The sequence below is a fragment of the Nocardia sp. MH4 genome (assembly GCF_019266065.1).
Taxonomy (GTDB): Bacteria; Actinomycetota; Actinomycetes; order Mycobacteriales; family Mycobacteriaceae; genus Nocardia; species Nocardia canadensis.
The window spans coordinates 1-14,600 of record NZ_LPNR01000079.1; the positions used below are offsets into that span (position 1 = coordinate 1).

General features: G+C 69.9%; 12 protein-coding genes. All 12 read right to left on the reverse strand.

Annotation, left to right across the window (positions count from 1 at the left end):
• Window positions 1–864 (reverse strand): serine/threonine-protein kinase (locus ATM97_RS08220; RefSeq protein WP_218717355.1); only part of this gene is annotated, 864 nt, incomplete at its 3' end.
• Window positions 861–2,069: a hypothetical protein gene (locus tag ATM97_RS08225; RefSeq protein WP_218717356.1), complete on the reverse strand. Its 1,209-nt coding sequence runs from the start codon at window positions 2,067–2,069 to the stop codon at window positions 861–863. The genes ATM97_RS08220 and ATM97_RS08225, both read right to left, overlap by 4 nt.
• Window positions 2,056–3,750 carry a serine/threonine-protein kinase gene (locus ATM97_RS08230; protein WP_308248414.1) on the reverse strand — a complete coding sequence of 565 codons (1,695 nt, stop codon included), beginning with the start codon at window positions 3,748–3,750 and terminating at the stop codon, window positions 2,056–2,058. The genes ATM97_RS08225 and ATM97_RS08230 overlap by 14 nt, the downstream gene beginning before the upstream one ends.
• Window positions 3,751–3,908: 158 nt before the next feature.
• Window positions 3,909–6,740 (reverse strand): ABC transporter substrate-binding protein, encoded by a 2,832-nt coding sequence (locus ATM97_RS08235; protein ID WP_218717357.1) that lies wholly within the window; start codon window positions 6,738–6,740, stop codon window positions 3,909–3,911.
• 90 nt (window positions 6,741–6,830) lie between these two features.
• The gene (gene era, locus ATM97_RS08240; protein ID WP_218717358.1) at window positions 6,831–7,736 is read right to left on the reverse strand and encodes a GTPase Era; all 906 of its coding nucleotides are present in this window, start codon (window positions 7,734–7,736) and stop codon (window positions 6,831–6,833) included.
• A complete protein-coding gene (locus tag ATM97_RS08245; RefSeq protein ID WP_218717359.1) occupies window positions 7,729–8,064 on the reverse strand; it encodes a cytidine deaminase in 336 nt (111 codons plus the stop codon). Before ATM97_RS08245 ends, era begins: the two co-directional genes overlap by 8 nt.
• Window positions 8,057–9,430, reverse strand: coding sequence for a hemolysin family protein (locus tag ATM97_RS08250; RefSeq protein ID WP_218717360.1), 1,374 nt, complete (start codon window positions 9,428–9,430; stop codon window positions 8,057–8,059). The genes ATM97_RS08245 and ATM97_RS08250 overlap by 8 nt, the downstream gene beginning before the upstream one ends.
• Window positions 9,427–9,981: an rRNA maturation RNase YbeY gene (ybeY, locus tag ATM97_RS08255; protein ID WP_189033070.1), complete on the reverse strand. Its 555-nt coding sequence runs from the start codon at window positions 9,979–9,981 to the stop codon at window positions 9,427–9,429. Before ybeY ends, ATM97_RS08250 begins: the two co-directional genes overlap by 4 nt.
• A 63-nt stretch (window positions 9,982–10,044) precedes the next feature.
• Window positions 10,045–11,106, reverse strand: coding sequence for a PhoH family protein (locus ATM97_RS08260; RefSeq protein ID WP_218717394.1), 1,062 nt, complete (start codon window positions 11,104–11,106; stop codon window positions 10,045–10,047).
• Window positions 11,107–11,316: 210 nt separating this feature from the next.
• Complete coding sequence (locus tag ATM97_RS08265; RefSeq protein WP_218717361.1) at window positions 11,317–12,057, reverse strand: 16S rRNA (uracil(1498)-N(3))-methyltransferase; 741 nt, start codon at window positions 12,055–12,057, stop codon at window positions 11,317–11,319.
• A gap of 4 nt (window positions 12,058–12,061) precedes the next feature.
• Complete coding sequence (dnaJ, locus tag ATM97_RS08270) at window positions 12,062–13,216, reverse strand: molecular chaperone DnaJ (RefSeq protein WP_218717362.1); 1,155 nt, start codon at window positions 13,214–13,216, stop codon at window positions 12,062–12,064.
• A 130-nt stretch (window positions 13,217–13,346) separates the two neighbouring features.
• Window positions 13,347–14,381, reverse strand: a complete 1,035-nt coding sequence (gene hrcA, locus ATM97_RS08275; protein WP_218717363.1) for a heat-inducible transcriptional repressor HrcA — start codon at window positions 14,379–14,381, stop codon at window positions 13,347–13,349.
• Window positions 14,382–14,600 lie beyond the last annotated feature (219 nt).

A 14,600-nucleotide genomic window follows, 5' to 3' on the forward strand; every position in this document is an offset into this window, starting at 1 on the left:
GACGCGCGCCGTCGGCGCCACCGGCGCGCCCAACGCGGCGGCCGCGGCGGCGGCCAGCGCGCCGCAGCTGGAGTACCGGTCGTCGGGATTCTTCGCCATGGCCCGGGCGATCACCGCATCGATCGCCGGCGGCAGCCCCGGGTTCACCTGGGTCGGCCGGGGCGGTGGCTCGGTCAGGTGCGCGTTGATCACCGCGGCGACGGTATCGCGCGGAAACGGCGTGCGGCCGGTGAGCAGTTCGAACAGCGTGCAGCCCAGCGAATACAGATCGGCACGATGATCCACGGCGTCGAGCCGGATCAGTTCCGGCGCCGCGTACGCCAGGGTGGCCAGGAAGGCGCCGGTCTCGGTGAGCGCGGTGCTGTCGGTGCCGGATTTGGCGATGCCGAAGTCCGCGACGAGGACCCGGTCCGGTTCCCCGGGCCGCCTTTCCAGCATCAGATTGGCCGGTTTCACATCGCGGTGCAGCAGCCCGGCCCGGTGCGCCGCGTCCAGCCCGGCGGCCGCCTCGGTGACGATGTGCAGCGCGTGCTCCGGGCGGGGCACACCGGCGCGCAGCACCGCTGCGGCGTCGGTCCCCGCGACGTACTGCATCGCGATCCACAGCGCGCCGTCGACGAGGCCGCGATCGTGCACGGCGACCACATTCGGATGATCGATGCGGGCCGCGAGCTCGGCCTCCCGGATGAACCTCGCCCGGAATTCCGGTGCGCCGCTGTGCGCTTCGCTCAGCACCTTGATCGCGTCCAGCCGCGGCAGCCGCGGATGGCGCGCGGCGTAGACGGTGCCCATCCCGCCGCTGCCGAGGACCCGCTCGATCACGTAGCCGGCGAAGACCGAGCCGGGCCGCAGCCGTGCGGTCATCCGGCGCGCACCAGCAGGCTGTACTGAGCCGCTGCCTTCTGCTTGACCTGCCGCTCCTGCGGCGCGAACACGGTGGCGACGTAGCGGCCGTGCAGCACGCGGCAGGCGTAGCGGACGGCCGGCTGGCCGGTGTCGTCGTCGAGGCACTGGATGTCGGCCAGGCCGGCCGGACCGGTGACGGTCCGCAATCCGTCGGCGGCCAATGATCGGGTCCCGCGATCGAAGGCGCGGCGAGCCTCCACCGCGTCGGGATACCGCATCAGCCCGTCGAAGCCGATCATCGCGAACGCGTCGGCCGAGGATCGCTGCTGCCTGGTGCCGTTCAGGTAGCTCACGTTCGGGCCGTACACGACACCGCTGGCATGCAGCAGCGTCTTACCTCCGGCGATCTGTTCCCGATCGATGAGCAGCACCGCGGGCCGCGACCAGCGCCCCAGCTTCTCGGGGACCAACCGGGTCAGCATCTTCTCGCCGTCGAGCGGCAAGCTCGCGAGCTGGTCGACCGGCGTGGCGACGAATCGATCGAGTTCGGGCAGTTGCGCGTCGAAGGCCTTGCCGATGAGCCCTATCAACGCCGCGGCATCCGGCGTCGGGTGCGTGACCAACACGCTCACCACGAAGGAGCCGCGCGCGACGGTGGCGGCCATGCTCGCCACGGTCGGTCGCCAATGAGCGCGCGCGGCAGCGTAGTTCGGGATGGTGACGGCGACATTGTCGGGGCTGACCGCCGCGTCGGCGGCATCCAGATCGGCGGCGGCCTTGGTGGCGGCGGTGGAATCCGTCATGCGCAGCGCCAGCAGCGACAATCCCCTGGCGCGGGTCGAATCGGTACCGGCGACCTGGAATCCGGCGATCATGCCGTACTTGTCGAGCACGGCGCGGGCCTGCTCCGACAGCACACCGGACACCTTGGCCGGGGTCGGCAGCGGCACCGTGGGCTTGGATTCGGCGGGCAGGGACAGGGCGGCGTCGGCCCTGGCCGGATTGATCATCACCTCGCCGATCCGCACCGACTCGATCACCCGGCCTGAGTAGTCGTCGCCGTTCGGCGCCTCCAGCGGAACATGCTGGTAGGTACCGTAATCCAGCGTCGACAGGTCGACCCGGTCCGGTTCGGGCGTACCCGTCACCGTGCAGCCGGTCAGTGCGAGGGCGGCGACCAGGGCGGCCGCCCGCAGTGCCGCGCGGGGATCACAGCGGCGCATCGGTCCACCACTTCTCGCGCAGTTCGGCGCCGTTGTCGCCGCCGTTGACATCGATCCGGCAGAACGAGCGCGCCGGTTCGTCGAAGTAGACGTGCAGGAATCCGGTCACGGTCTTGTCCAGTCCGATATTGCTGCCCCAGTGCAGGTTTCCGCTGCCCGAGGGGCGACGCCACTCCTCGTTGCCCTCGACCTGATCGGTGCTGGGCTGCACCAGCATCCGGGAGCGGTCGGTATTGCAGACGACCGTGATCGCGACGGCGGGATCACGATTTCCGCTGCAACTCATCCGCGCGATCGGTCCCGCCTTGTCGGTCGGCACGAAGTCGAACTTCTCGTCGAACATGTAGCAGCCGGTCAGCTCCTGGTAGCCGGCGCCGAAGGGGAAGGCGGGCAGCAGGTCGGGGAAAGTATCGGCCACGAAGCTGTAGGCACCCCACGCGGTCGCCGGTGGCAGCGGGGGCGGTGAGGTGGTCACGGCCGTCCGCGATGCCGAACCGTCGGGGCCGGAGGTGAGCAATACCGCCGTCGCGAGGCCGAGGACGACGACCACCGCGGCCGCCACCTGGACGGAGCGACGGCGGATCAGCCTGCCCAGCGGCGTCCGGCGGCGCAGCAGCGCCGCGGTGAACGGGTCGGCCGCGGGCATTGGGGCGGGCGGCCAGGAACCGCCGAAGCCCGAACCGGCGGGCAAGGACGGACCGGACCGCTCCTGGGCCGGGGCGTCCTGCACCGACGGCTGCGCCCGCACCGGGGCACCAGCGGTGGCGACGGGAATCGGTTGATCGGGAGCGGAGATGGCCGTCGACGACGCCGGGTCCGCCCCGGCCGGCGGCAGCACCCGCCCGTCCATCGCGGCGCGAGCGGCCGCGGCCAGCTCGCCGCAGGAGGCGAACCGCTGCGCCGGGTCCTTCGCCATCGCCTTCGCGATCACGGCGTCGCACTCGGCAGGCAGCTCCGGCCGGATCGACGACGGTCGCGGCGGTGGCTCGTGCAGATGCGCGTACATGATGGCCGCGGGCGTCTGCCGGACGAACGGCACTGTACCGACCAGCAATTGGAACAGGGAGCAGCCGAGGGCGTAGACGTCGGCGCGCAGGTCGACCCGGTCACCGCTCAGTTGCTCGGGCGCGACATAGGACAGGGTCGCGGTGAGTCCGCCGCCCGCGGACAGCGTCGCGGTGTCCTCGGCGCGGCGCGCGATCCCGAAGTCGGTGACCAGCACCCGGTCGGCATGCCCCGGCTCCTCGGCCACCAGGATGTTGGCCGGTTTCACGTCGCGATGCACGAGTCCGGCCCGGTGCACCGCGTCGAGTCCGCGCGCCGCCTCGCCGATGATGCGCACCGCCCGCTCCGGATCGAGACCCGTCGGGGCGGTGCGGACGAGTTCGGCGGCGTCGGAACCGGCGACGTACTGGGTGGCGATCCAGAGTTTGCCGTCGGTCTCCCCGCGATCGCGCACGGCGACGAGGTTCGGATGGGTCAGCGTGGCGGCGAGTTCGGCCTCGCGCAGGAACCTGGCGCGGAACTCGGGGTCGGCGGCGTGGTCGTCGGCGAGGATCTTGAGCGCGTCGTGTCGGGGCAGCCGCGGATGGCGGGCCAGGTAGACGGTGCCCATGCCACCGGCGCCCAATCGCCGTTCGATCAGATACCCGGCGAACTCCGCGCCCTCTGCGATACTCACCCGCCCCGGTCTCCCACGGTCACAGCACTACCGGGACCCTTCCGGCAGCGTTTCCGAATCGGTCGCCGCTGAAGCCGGTCCCCACCCGGAGGTCATGTTCGAGCGACTATAACAGCACGAATCCGGCGGCGCGGTCCGGGAATTCCGGCATTACCGCACTAGCGCCCCGGTTCAGCCCAGCTCTCGAGATCGCTCTTGGTCCCCGCCGGGCAGCCGTCCTGACCGCTCTGGCGCGGGAACATCATCAGGCAGCGTTGCGGACCGGGCCCGCCGACCGCCGTGGTGACCAGTACCGCGATCGACGAGCCGTCCGCGACGCGCCGCGTCGAGAAGCCCAGGGTGCCGGTGACGCCGCGATAGTCGCTCTCGCGCAACTGCACCGCGATGGCGGTGCGGTTCGGCGGCAGGTCGGCGAGCACACCCCGGCTGGCGCGCACGGCCTGCAGGAACAGGCCGCTCACGTCGAACGCGAGACCGGTGCGGTCACCCGCCCATGTCGGGCGGTAGTCGGCCAGTTCCGGGTAGCCGCGCAGGTCCTCGATGAGTCCGGCCAGTTCGACGCACAGCTGCTCGTGTTCGAAGGGCACCGGCTGATTGCCGAGTTTGCCCACGCCGCTGACACAGTCGGCGCCGCCGAGCATCACCGGCGCGGCCTTGGCCACATAGCGCACCGTCAGGTTGGCGGGCAGCGCGGCGGTGGCCTTGGGGTCGGTGATCAGCCGGGTGACCGCGTCGTTGCCGAGGATCGCCGGACCCGCGCCGCTCAGACAGCCGCGACTGACCGCTTTGGCGAAGGTGGGGAAATCGTCGTTGCGGCCCGCGAAGAACAGCAGGGTGCGCCGGTCGGCACCCTCGGTCTCACACGGTGCGGGGAAGCGGTAGAGCTGTTGCTGTTCGCGCCAGCTCAGACTCTGCTGGGCGACACCGCGGGTGCTGAGCTCGGCCTGCAGATCGGCGACCAGTGTGGTCACGTACAGGTCGTCGGCCGCTTCCGGGTGGTAGATCGTCACCTTGTCGTAGCGGGCGGTGCCGTTCGCCTCGCGCGCGCCCTGGACGTAGTCGGCGACCAGCCGGGCCTGCACGGTATTGCTCGGCGCCGCTTGGAAATACAGGGGCGAGGCCTGGTCGAGCCCGTCGGCGGACAGCGTCGTCGCGACCGCGGGCACGCCCAGTTCACCGAGCCGGGCGATCGCCGCGCGGGTCTCGTCGGTACTGCGATCGATACCGACCACGCCGAGCACGCTGGGATCGTCGGCCACCAGACCGCGCAGCGCGTGCTCGACCACCCAGGTCGCCTGGCGCATGTCGGAGCCACCGTTGGCGATGACGACACGCAACAACGGTTCGGACTCGTCGGAGGCCAGCAGGGCGCGGCGCTGCTGCACCGCGAGCCCGGCCAGCTCCTCGACCTGGGCGTGCGGGTAGCGCACGTTGGTGTCGGCATAGCTGAGACCGGCGAAGTACACCAGCGAGACCAGCGGCCGGTTGGGGTTGCTCTCGCGGGCCTGCACGGCCGCTTCGTTGAGCCGGAACACCTCGCGCTGCATCGCCGTCAGCTCGGGATCGTCGGCGAAGAGCTGCGCGGTGTTGTCGCTGTAGCCCACGCACTCACCGTCGCGCAGGCTCACCGAGACCCCGCCGGTCCATGGCCACTGCGAGCACGGCGCGCCACGCAGCGGCGGGAAGTAGACCAGCGCGGCGGCGATGGCCAGCGCGATCGGGATGAGCACGCACAGGCCGACGAACCAGCTGCGCGCCGCCATCGGCGGTGCGGGCGGCAGCGCGAGACCGCGGAAGCGCGGGTCGCTGATCCGCGGCGGGGTGTCGGCGGGCAGCAGCGCGCGCAGCGGCAGGAACCAGGCGTCGGCCTGCCGGTGGGTGCGCCGGTTGTCGATCTCGCGCACCCAGCTCTGCAGCGGGTCCGGCGGTTGCGACGACGGCTGATCGGCCAGACTCTCCAGGGTGCGCAGGGTGCGCAGCTCGCCGATGTCGCCGAGTTCACCGACCTCCCGATTCGGGCCCTCGTCGCGGAAGGCGACGAGCACCAGCGGATCGAAATGGCCGGTCTCGTTCCTGATCTCGTTGATCCAGGTGAGGATGCGCGCGCCGTCGCTACCCTCGGCGAGCCCGCCGAGCAGCGCGACCGGGTAGGCGGTGCGCCGCCAGCTCGACGGCCGCCAGATCCGGCGCCGATACGCGTCGCGCAGATCCTCGAGGAACGCGTGGATGAGCAGCTTGGCGACCTGCTCCTCGTTCTCGTCGACCCGGTGCGAGGCGGTCAGGCGGGACGCGAAACCCAGGAAGCTGCCGGACAATTCGGGTGCGAGATAGCGCTGGTGCAGGAACCACCTGGTCACCTTCGACATCCCGGGAATGCGCCCGGACACCCACAGCCACAGCCGCAGGACCGGCCACAGCGCGAGCACCCCGAACACCACCCGCGAGATCGTGTCGCCCGCGACGCCTTCGGCGGTGTCGGAGCGGCTCGTCGGCGATCCGCTGCGCAGCAGTTTCGGCAGGCGGCGCCGCAATTCGTCGGGCGCCTCGGACTCGTCGCTGGTGACCCGTTGGCGGGTCAGCCAATCGGCGGTGCGGTAGCGCGGGAACTTGATTGCGCCCATCGCGGTGTCGTCGGCGGCGAAGCCCGCGACGAGCTGCTGGATGATCGGCAGACAATGCCCGGCGATCTCCTGATCGTCGTGCGAGCTGACCGCGCTGAGATCGGGCGTGAGCGCGGTGCGCGGCAGGTCCGGCGCGTGCAGATCGATCTTGGCGCGCGGCGTCGCCCGCCTGCCCCCCGATTCGCCCAGCCAGCTGTAGAGGTCGGCGACCAGCGCGGAATGCCCCTGTACCCCGACCAGTTCGACGATCGGCCGGGGCAGCGTGCGGCGTCCGCGCAGCAGCGTGCGCAGCACTCGCGGCTTGGTGTCGGGGATTTCCAGCGCCCGCAGCAACTCCAGCAGCTTGCCGACATCATTGGCATCGGGCACTTCGACGGCCTCCCCGGGCGATCAGCGAGCACGCCGGGCACTGTCGGCGTATTCGCCGAACGATACCCCGTACCGCCGACGCTCAAACGGTCAAAAGCCCAGCTTCCCCAGCTGTTTCGGATCGCGCTGCCAGTCCTTGGCCACCTTCACGTGCAGGTTCAGGTAGATCCGGGTACCCAGGATGTGCTCGATCTGCTTGCGGGCGTTGGTGCCGACCTCCTTGAGGCGGGAACCGTTCTTGCCGATGATGATCGCCTTCTGGCTCGGCCGTTCGACATACAGCAGGGCATGCACCTCGAGCATGTCCTCGTTGGCCTCGTAGGGCTGGATCTCCTCGATCACCACGGCCAGCGAGTGCGGCAACTCGTCGCGCACGCCCTCGAGCGCGGCCTCGCGGATCAGCTCGGCCATGAGGGTTTCCTCGGACTCGTCGGTGATCTCGCCGTCGGGGTAGAACGCCGGGCCCTCGGGCATCTTCGAGGCGATGACATCGACGAGCACCTCGACCTGTTCGCCCTTGACCGCCGACACCGGAACCACCTCGGCCTCGGGACCGAGCAGTTTCGAGACGGCCATCAGCTGATGGGCGACCTGATCGCGACCCACCTTGTCGATCTTGGTGACCACACCGAGCACGGTGGTCTTGGGCGCCATCATCTTGATCTGCTCGACGATCCAGCGGTCACCGGGGCCGATCTTCTCATCGGCCGGGATGCACAGGGCGATGACGTCGACCTCGGAGTAGGTGTCGCGCACGAGATCGTTGAGGCGTTGGCCGAGCAGGGTCCGCGGACGGTGCAGGCCGGGGGTGTCGACCAGGATCAGCTGGGCGTGGTCGCGGTGCACGATGCCGCGGATGGTGTGCCGGGTGGTCTGCGGGCGCGAGGAGGTGATCGCGATCTTGGTGCCGACCAGGGCGTTGGTCAGCGTCGACTTGCCGGTGTTCGGACGGCCGACGAAACAGACGAAGCCGGAACGGAATTCCTTCTCAGCCACCGTGCACCTCGCTCAGCACGGCGCCGGCGCGATCGGTGCGGATCACCGCGGCCGACGGGGAGACCTCGCGCACCGCGGCGATGCCCGCGTCCTCGGCGTCACCGCCGACGACGACCGCCGCCTCGAAACCCTCCGCACCGCTGGAGATCGCGGCGGCCACCGCGGCCTGCAACGCGGTCAGGCGCAGCGCGGTCAGCGCCACCGCGCCCGCGGCGTAGGTACGACCATCGGTGTCGCGGATGGCGGCACCGCTCGCACCGCCGGTGCGGCCCAGCGCGCCCCGGGCCAGCACCAGCAGCTTGTTGTCTTCGGCGTCCAGTTCACTCATCGGTCTCTCCGTTGTCGTCGGGCACGGTGACCTCCGTCGGCGCGGTGCCGTTGGTGGTCTGCTCGGTGCCGTTGGTCTTGCCCTTGCGGGACTTGTCGGTCTTCTTGTCCTTGTCGGCCTCGCGGCGCACCAGCACGGTGTTCACCCGCATCCGCCCGCGCGCGTCGGCGCCGCCCTCACCGCGCAGGACCAGCCCGTAGACGGTCACCTTCGACCCGGGCAGCGGGACGCGCCCCAGCTCGTGGGCCAGCAGCCCACCCACGGTGTCGACGTCCTCGTCCTCGATGTCGAGGCCGTACAGCTCGCCCAGGTCCTCCACCGACAACCGCGCCGACACCCGATAGCGGCCGTCGCCCAGGTCCTCCACCGGCGGGGTCTCGTCGGTGTCGTACTCGTCGGCGATCTCGCCGACGATCTCCTCGAGCACGTCCTCGATGGTCACCAGGCCCGCGATGCCGCCGTACTCGTCGATCAGCAGCGCCATGTGGTTGCGGCGGCGCTGCATCTCGTCGAGCAGATCGTCGAGCGGCTTGGAGTCGGGAATGAACACCGCGGGGCGCATGACCTCGCGCACGGTCACCTTGCGGCTGCGATCGGCGTACGGGACAAGGTCTTTCAGGTACACCACGCCGAGCACGTCATCGACGTTCTCGCCGACCACCGGGATCCGGGAGTGCCCGGACCGCACCGCCAGCGACATCGCCTGGGCCGCGGTCTTGTCGGCCTCGATCCACACCATCTCGGTGCGCGGCACCATCACCGCGCGGGCGGCGGTGTCACCGAGCTCGAACACCGACTGGATCATCCGGCGTTCGTCGTCGGCGACCACGCCGCGCTCGCGGGCCATGTCGACGACTTCGCGCAGCTCGATCTCGGAAGCGAAGGGGCCGTTGCGAAATCCCTTACCCGGGGTGATCGCGTTGCCGAGCAGAATCAGCACTCTGCTCACCGGGCCGAGCAGCGCGCCGATGATCTGTAGCGGCACCGCGGCGCCGAGCGCGATCGAATAGGCGTGCTGGCGGCCCAGCGTTCGCGGACCGACGCCGATCACCACGTAGGAGACGACGACCATGACCGCGGCGGCCACCAGCAGTGCCGTGCCCGCGCTCCACAGCTCGAGGGTCGCGGCGGCGAGCAGGACGGTGGCGGTGATCTCGCACAGAATGCGCAGCAGCACCATGAGATTGACGTACCGGGGGCGGTCGTCGACGATCTTGCGCAGCCGCGCGGCGCCGGGCCGTTCCTCGCGGACCATGTCGTCGAGCCGGGCGCGCGAGACCGTGTTCAACGCCGAGTCCACCCCGGCGAATACCCCGCCGAGCCCGATCAGCAGGATCGCCAGCAGGATCTGGGTCAGTGAGGTCACGCGGGTCCCAGTGCGTCACCCGGTGCGGTGAAACCTGCCTTGCCGAGGAGTTGGGCATCCCGCTCGGCCAGTTCGGCGCGTCGCTGTTCCTCGCGCAGGCTCACGTACCACTCCTCGAGCAGCTGTGCCTGCAGCGCGAACATCTCCTTCTCCTCCTCCGGCTCGGCGTGGTCGTAGCCGAGCAGGTGGAGCACGCCGTGCACGGTGAGCAGTGCCAGCTCGTGATCAAGGGAATGGCCGGCCTTCTGCGCCTGCCCCATCGCGAACTCGGGACAGAGCACGATGTCACCGAGCATCGACGGGCCGGGCTCGGGGCTGTCGGGACGACCGCCCGGCTCCAGCTCGTCCATCGGGAACGACATCACGTCGGTCGGGCCGGGCAGGTCCATCCAGCGCACGTGCAGGTCGGCCATGGTGTCGAGATCGACGAGCACCATCGACAGCTCGGCGGCGGGATGCACGTCCATCCGGCCGATGACGAAACGTGCGACGCTGACCAGGTCTTCTTCGGGGACGTCCATGCCCGATTCGTTGGCGATCTCGATGCTCACCTGTTCAGGGTACGGTGCCGACCCGACGCCGCCGGGAGCGGCATCGGGCCAGCGTGGCGTGAGTTACCCCCGGTTCGCACGCCCGGCGGCGCGCCGCTGCGCCCGGTTGCCCGGGTAGTGCGGGCCGGGCACCGCGCGGGTGTCGGACTCGAACCGGTCGTAGGCGTCGACGATGTCGGAGACCAGCCGGTGCCGCACCACATCGGCGCTGGTGAGCTCCGAGAAATGGATGTCGTCGATGTCGACGAGGATCTCCGCCGCCGCGCGCAGACCCGAGCGCTGCCCGTTGGGCAGGTCGACCTGCGAGATGTCACCGGTGACGACCATCTTCGAACCGAAGCCGAGACGGGTCAGGAACATCTTCATCTGCTCGGCCGTGGTGTTCTGCGCCTCGTCGAGGATGATGAACGAGTCGTTGAGGCTGCGGCCACGCATATAGGCCAGCGGCGCGACCTCGATGACGCCGGAGGCGAGCAGCTTGGGGATCGCTTCCGGGTCCATCATGTCGTGCAGCGCGTCGTAGAGCGGCCGCAGATACGGGTCGATCTTGTCGTTGAGGGTGCCGGGCAGGAAGCCCAGCCGCTCGCCGGCTTCGACCGCGGGCCTGGTCAGGATGATGCGGGTGACCTGCTTGGACTGCAGGGCCTGCACCGCCTTGGCCATCGCCAGGTAGGTCTTGCCGGTACCGGCGGGACCGATGCCGAACACGATCGTGTTGGCGTCGATCGCGTCGACGTAGCGCTTCTGGTTCAGCGTCTTGGGCCGGATGGTCTTGCCGCGGCGCGACAGGATGTCCAGGCTCAGCACCTCGGCGGGCGATTCGGACACGCCTTCGGTGAGCATCGAGACGGTGTGCCGGACCGCTTCGGGGGTGATCACCCGATTGCGGCCGGTCAGCGCCACGAGCTGCTCGATGACGCGCTCGGCCAGCGCCACATCGCCCGCCTTACCGGTGATGGTGACAGTGTTGCCGCGGACGTGGATGTCGGCCGGGAGAAGCTTCTCCAGCTGACGGAGATTCTGGTCGGCCGAGCCGAGGAACGGGAAAACAGACTCCGGCGCGAGTTCGATGCTGGAACGCACTGTTCGCGCTGCGGGACCCGCGTTGTTTCCGCCTGCGCCGATGCCTGATACGGGGTTGGTGGGGTCGCCGATCTCGCCTGAGTTCTTCAAAAGTGGCTATGGCCTGCTTCCGGTCTCGACTGTGTGTTCGATGAGCTCAGTTTAACGCGCGGCACCGACACCGCCCAGCGATATAACGGCGGGATCGGCCGAACCGCGATCGACCGGTGATCGCAGGTCACGAGCGGAAGGCGGCGGACGGGGGGCCGTGATCTACCAGCGCGGGGTAAGCGCGCCGAGTGCTCCCAGCGCCACCGCGGCTGCCGTGGAAGTGCGCAGCACGGTCGGGCCGAGCAACACGGGGTCGGCGCCCGCCTCGGCCAGGGCGGCCAGTTCGGCGTCGTCGAGGCCGCCCTCGGGACCCACGATCAGGACGACCTCGCGCGCCGCGGCCAGCGGCAGCTCGGTGAACTTGCCCGCGCCGGATTCGTGCAGGGCGGCGACGATCGCGCCCTCGGCCTTGGCCCTGCGCACCAGTTCCACCAGGTCGCGAGTGCGGTGCAGGTCGGCGACCTCGGGAATGTAGGCCCGCCGGGATTGCCGCGCGGCGGACTTGGCCGCGGCGCGCCACTTCTCGACACCCTTGGCGGCCTTGGCTTCCCAGTTCGAGACGCACCTCGCCGCCTGCCACGGCACGATGACGTCGGCGCCGGCCTCGGTCATCAACTCGACGGCCAGCTCCGACCGATCCGACTTGGGCAGCGCCTGCACCACGGTCACCCGCGGGGTCACCGGCGGAGCGATCCGCCGGTGGTGCACCGCGAGTTCGAGCCGGTCCTTCTGGGCCGCGACAACTTCCGATTCGGCCAGCACACCGCGTCCGTCGGACAGGGTGATCGGCTCGCCGACCTTGATCCGGCGCACGGTCGCCGCGTGCCTGCCCTCCGGACCGTCCAGAACGGCGACGACACCCGGCTCGGGCACCTCGTCGAGGTAGAAGACCGTCGCGGCCACGGCCTCAGCGTCCGCTGAAGGAGGCGCGCAGCCGGGCGAACAGGCCGCTGTTGTGCTCGGACTGCGACGACATCACCTCGGCGCGATCCTTGTCACGCAGGCCCTTGAACTTGCGCAGCAGATCGGTCTGCTTGCCGTCCAGCTTGGTCGGCACGACGATGTCGAGGTGCGCGAGCAGGTCGCCACGGGCGCCCGAACGCAGCCGGGGCATGCCGTGGGCGCGCAGCTGGATGATCTCGCCGGGCTGGGTGCCGGCCGCGATGGTGAGCTCGGTCGGGCCGTCGAGGATGGTGTCCACGACGACCGTGGTGCCCAGGATCGCGTCCACCATCGGGACCCGAACGGTGCAGTGCAGGTCGTCGCCGTCACGGACGAAGGTGTCGTGCGGCTGCTCGACGACCTCGACGTAGAGGTCGCCGGCGTGGCCGCCACCGGGGCCGACCTCGCCCTGCGCGGCAAGGCGCACGCGCATGCCGTTGGCGACACCGGCCGGGATCGGCGCGGCGATCTCGCGACGCGCGCGGACACGGCCGTCACCACCACACTTGTGGCAGGGATCGGGGATGGTCTCGCCCGCGCCGCGGCAGGTCGGGCAGGGACGCGAGGTGAGCACCTGGCCCAGGAAGGACCGCTGCACCGACTGCACCTCACCGGCACCGTCACAGGTCTCACAGCGCACCGGCTTGGAGTTGCCGTTGGTGCCCGCGCCCTGACAGATGTCGCAGAGGATGGCGGTGTCGACGGTCAGATGCTTGGTGACGCCGACCGCGCATTCGGCCAGGCTCAGCCGGGTGCGGATCAGTGAGTCGGCGCCGGGCTGGACGCGGCCGCGCGGCTTGCGCGCGCCACCACCCTGGCCACTCATGCCGCCGAAGAACGCTTCGAAGACGTCACCCAGACCGCCGAAGCCCGCGCCGTTGAAACCGGCTCCGCCGCCGCCACTTTCGAGCGGGTCACCACCGAGGTCGACGATCCGGCGCTTCTCCGGGTCGGTCAGTACCTCGTAGGCGGTCGAAACTTCCTTGAACTTGGCCTGGGCGGCCTCGTCCGGGTTCACGTCGGGGTGCAGTTCGCGGGCCAGTTTGCGGTAGGCGCGCTTGAGCTCCTGGTCGGTGGCGTTCTTGCCGACGCCGAGCAGTCCGTAGTAATCCCGTGCCACTGTGAGTTCTCTAGTCCTTGGTCGCTGTGGTCCAGCCGAGCGCCGGGCGCATCCTTAGTCGAATCCACTCAACTTTACCGGCCGAAGTACCGACCTTAACAGTTGCGGTTCGGGCCGATTCCGGCCCTCGTCACCTTTCGGCCAGTACCTCGCCGATGTAGCGGGCGACGGTCGCCACCGAGGCCATCGTCCCCGGATAATCCATGCGGGTCGGGCCGAGCACACCCATGCCGCCGAGCACCGCGCCCGCCGCGCCGTAGCCGGTGGACACCACCGAGGTGCCGCGCATCTGCTCGACCTGGGTCTCCTCGCCGATCTGCACCATGACCTGGCCCGGCTGCTGCGCCGCGGCCAGCAGCTTCAGCACGATGACCTGTTCCTCGAGTGCTTCCAGCACGGTCCGCAGCGAGCCGGGGAAACCGAAATCGGCGACATTGCGGGTGAGGTTGGCCGTGCCACCGAGGACCAGCCGTTCCTCGGGATGCTCCACCAGGGTCTCCACCAGCACCGTGGAGACCCGGACGAGCACGTCTTTGATCTTGGCGGGCGCTCGCTCCGGCAGGCCGGCCACCGAGGCGCTGGCCACAGACAGCAGCTTGCCGTCCATGGCGCCACCGAGCAGGCCGCGCACGGCGGCGAGATCGTCGTCGGAGATGACCGCGCCGAGGTCGACGATGCGCTGATCGACCCGGCCGGTATCGGTGATCACCACCAGCAGCAGGCGCGCCGGATTGAGCGCGACGACCTCGATGTGCCGAACGATCGACGCCGACACCGTGGGGTACTGCACGACCGCCACTTGACGGGTGAGCTGGGCCAGCAGGCGCACGCCGCGACGCAGGACGTCGTCGAGATCGACGCCGGATTCGAGGAACTCCATGATCGCGCGCCGCTCGGCGCCCGAGAGGGGCTTCACCTCGGCGATCCGGTCGACGAACTCGCGATACCCCTTGTCGGTGGGAATGCGGCCCGAGCTGGTGTGCGGCTGGGTGATGTACCCCTCGGCCTCCAGCACGGCCATGTCGTTGCGGATCGTGGCACTGGAAACACCCAGGTGGTGCCGTTCCACGAGCGACTTGGAGCCGATCGGTTCCTTGGTGGCGACGTAGTCCGCGACGATCGCTCGCAGGACCTCGAATCGCCGATCCTCGGTGCTCGACGCCATCGACCCCACCTCCTCGCTCGTGCCGGGTACGTCATCGGCCCGCGTGTACCGCTGTGTTCGACGCACAGACTCCCACGCGGACGCTCGCAGCGTCTCGTTGTCCAGTCTAATTGTCCAGTCCCGGATCGCCCGCTCACATGGTCGTGCCGGAGCGGAGTTGTGCACAGGCCGCGGTTTGTCCACAGGTGGCGCGCTGGGTCTGGTACCGCCGTCGACTGC

Coding starts and splice junctions, on each gene's coding strand:
- hrcA (WP_218717363.1), bottom strand. CDS start 14,381: ATGGCGTCGAGCACCGAGGATCGGCGATTCGAGGTCCTGCGAGCGATC.
- ATM97_RS08225 (WP_218717356.1), bottom strand. CDS start 2,069: ATGCGCCGCTGTGATCCCCGCGCGGCACTGCGGGCGGCCGCCCTGGTC.
- ATM97_RS08245 (WP_218717359.1), bottom strand. CDS start 8,064: ATGAGTGAACTGGACGCCGAAGACAACAAGCTGCTGGTGCTGGCCCGG.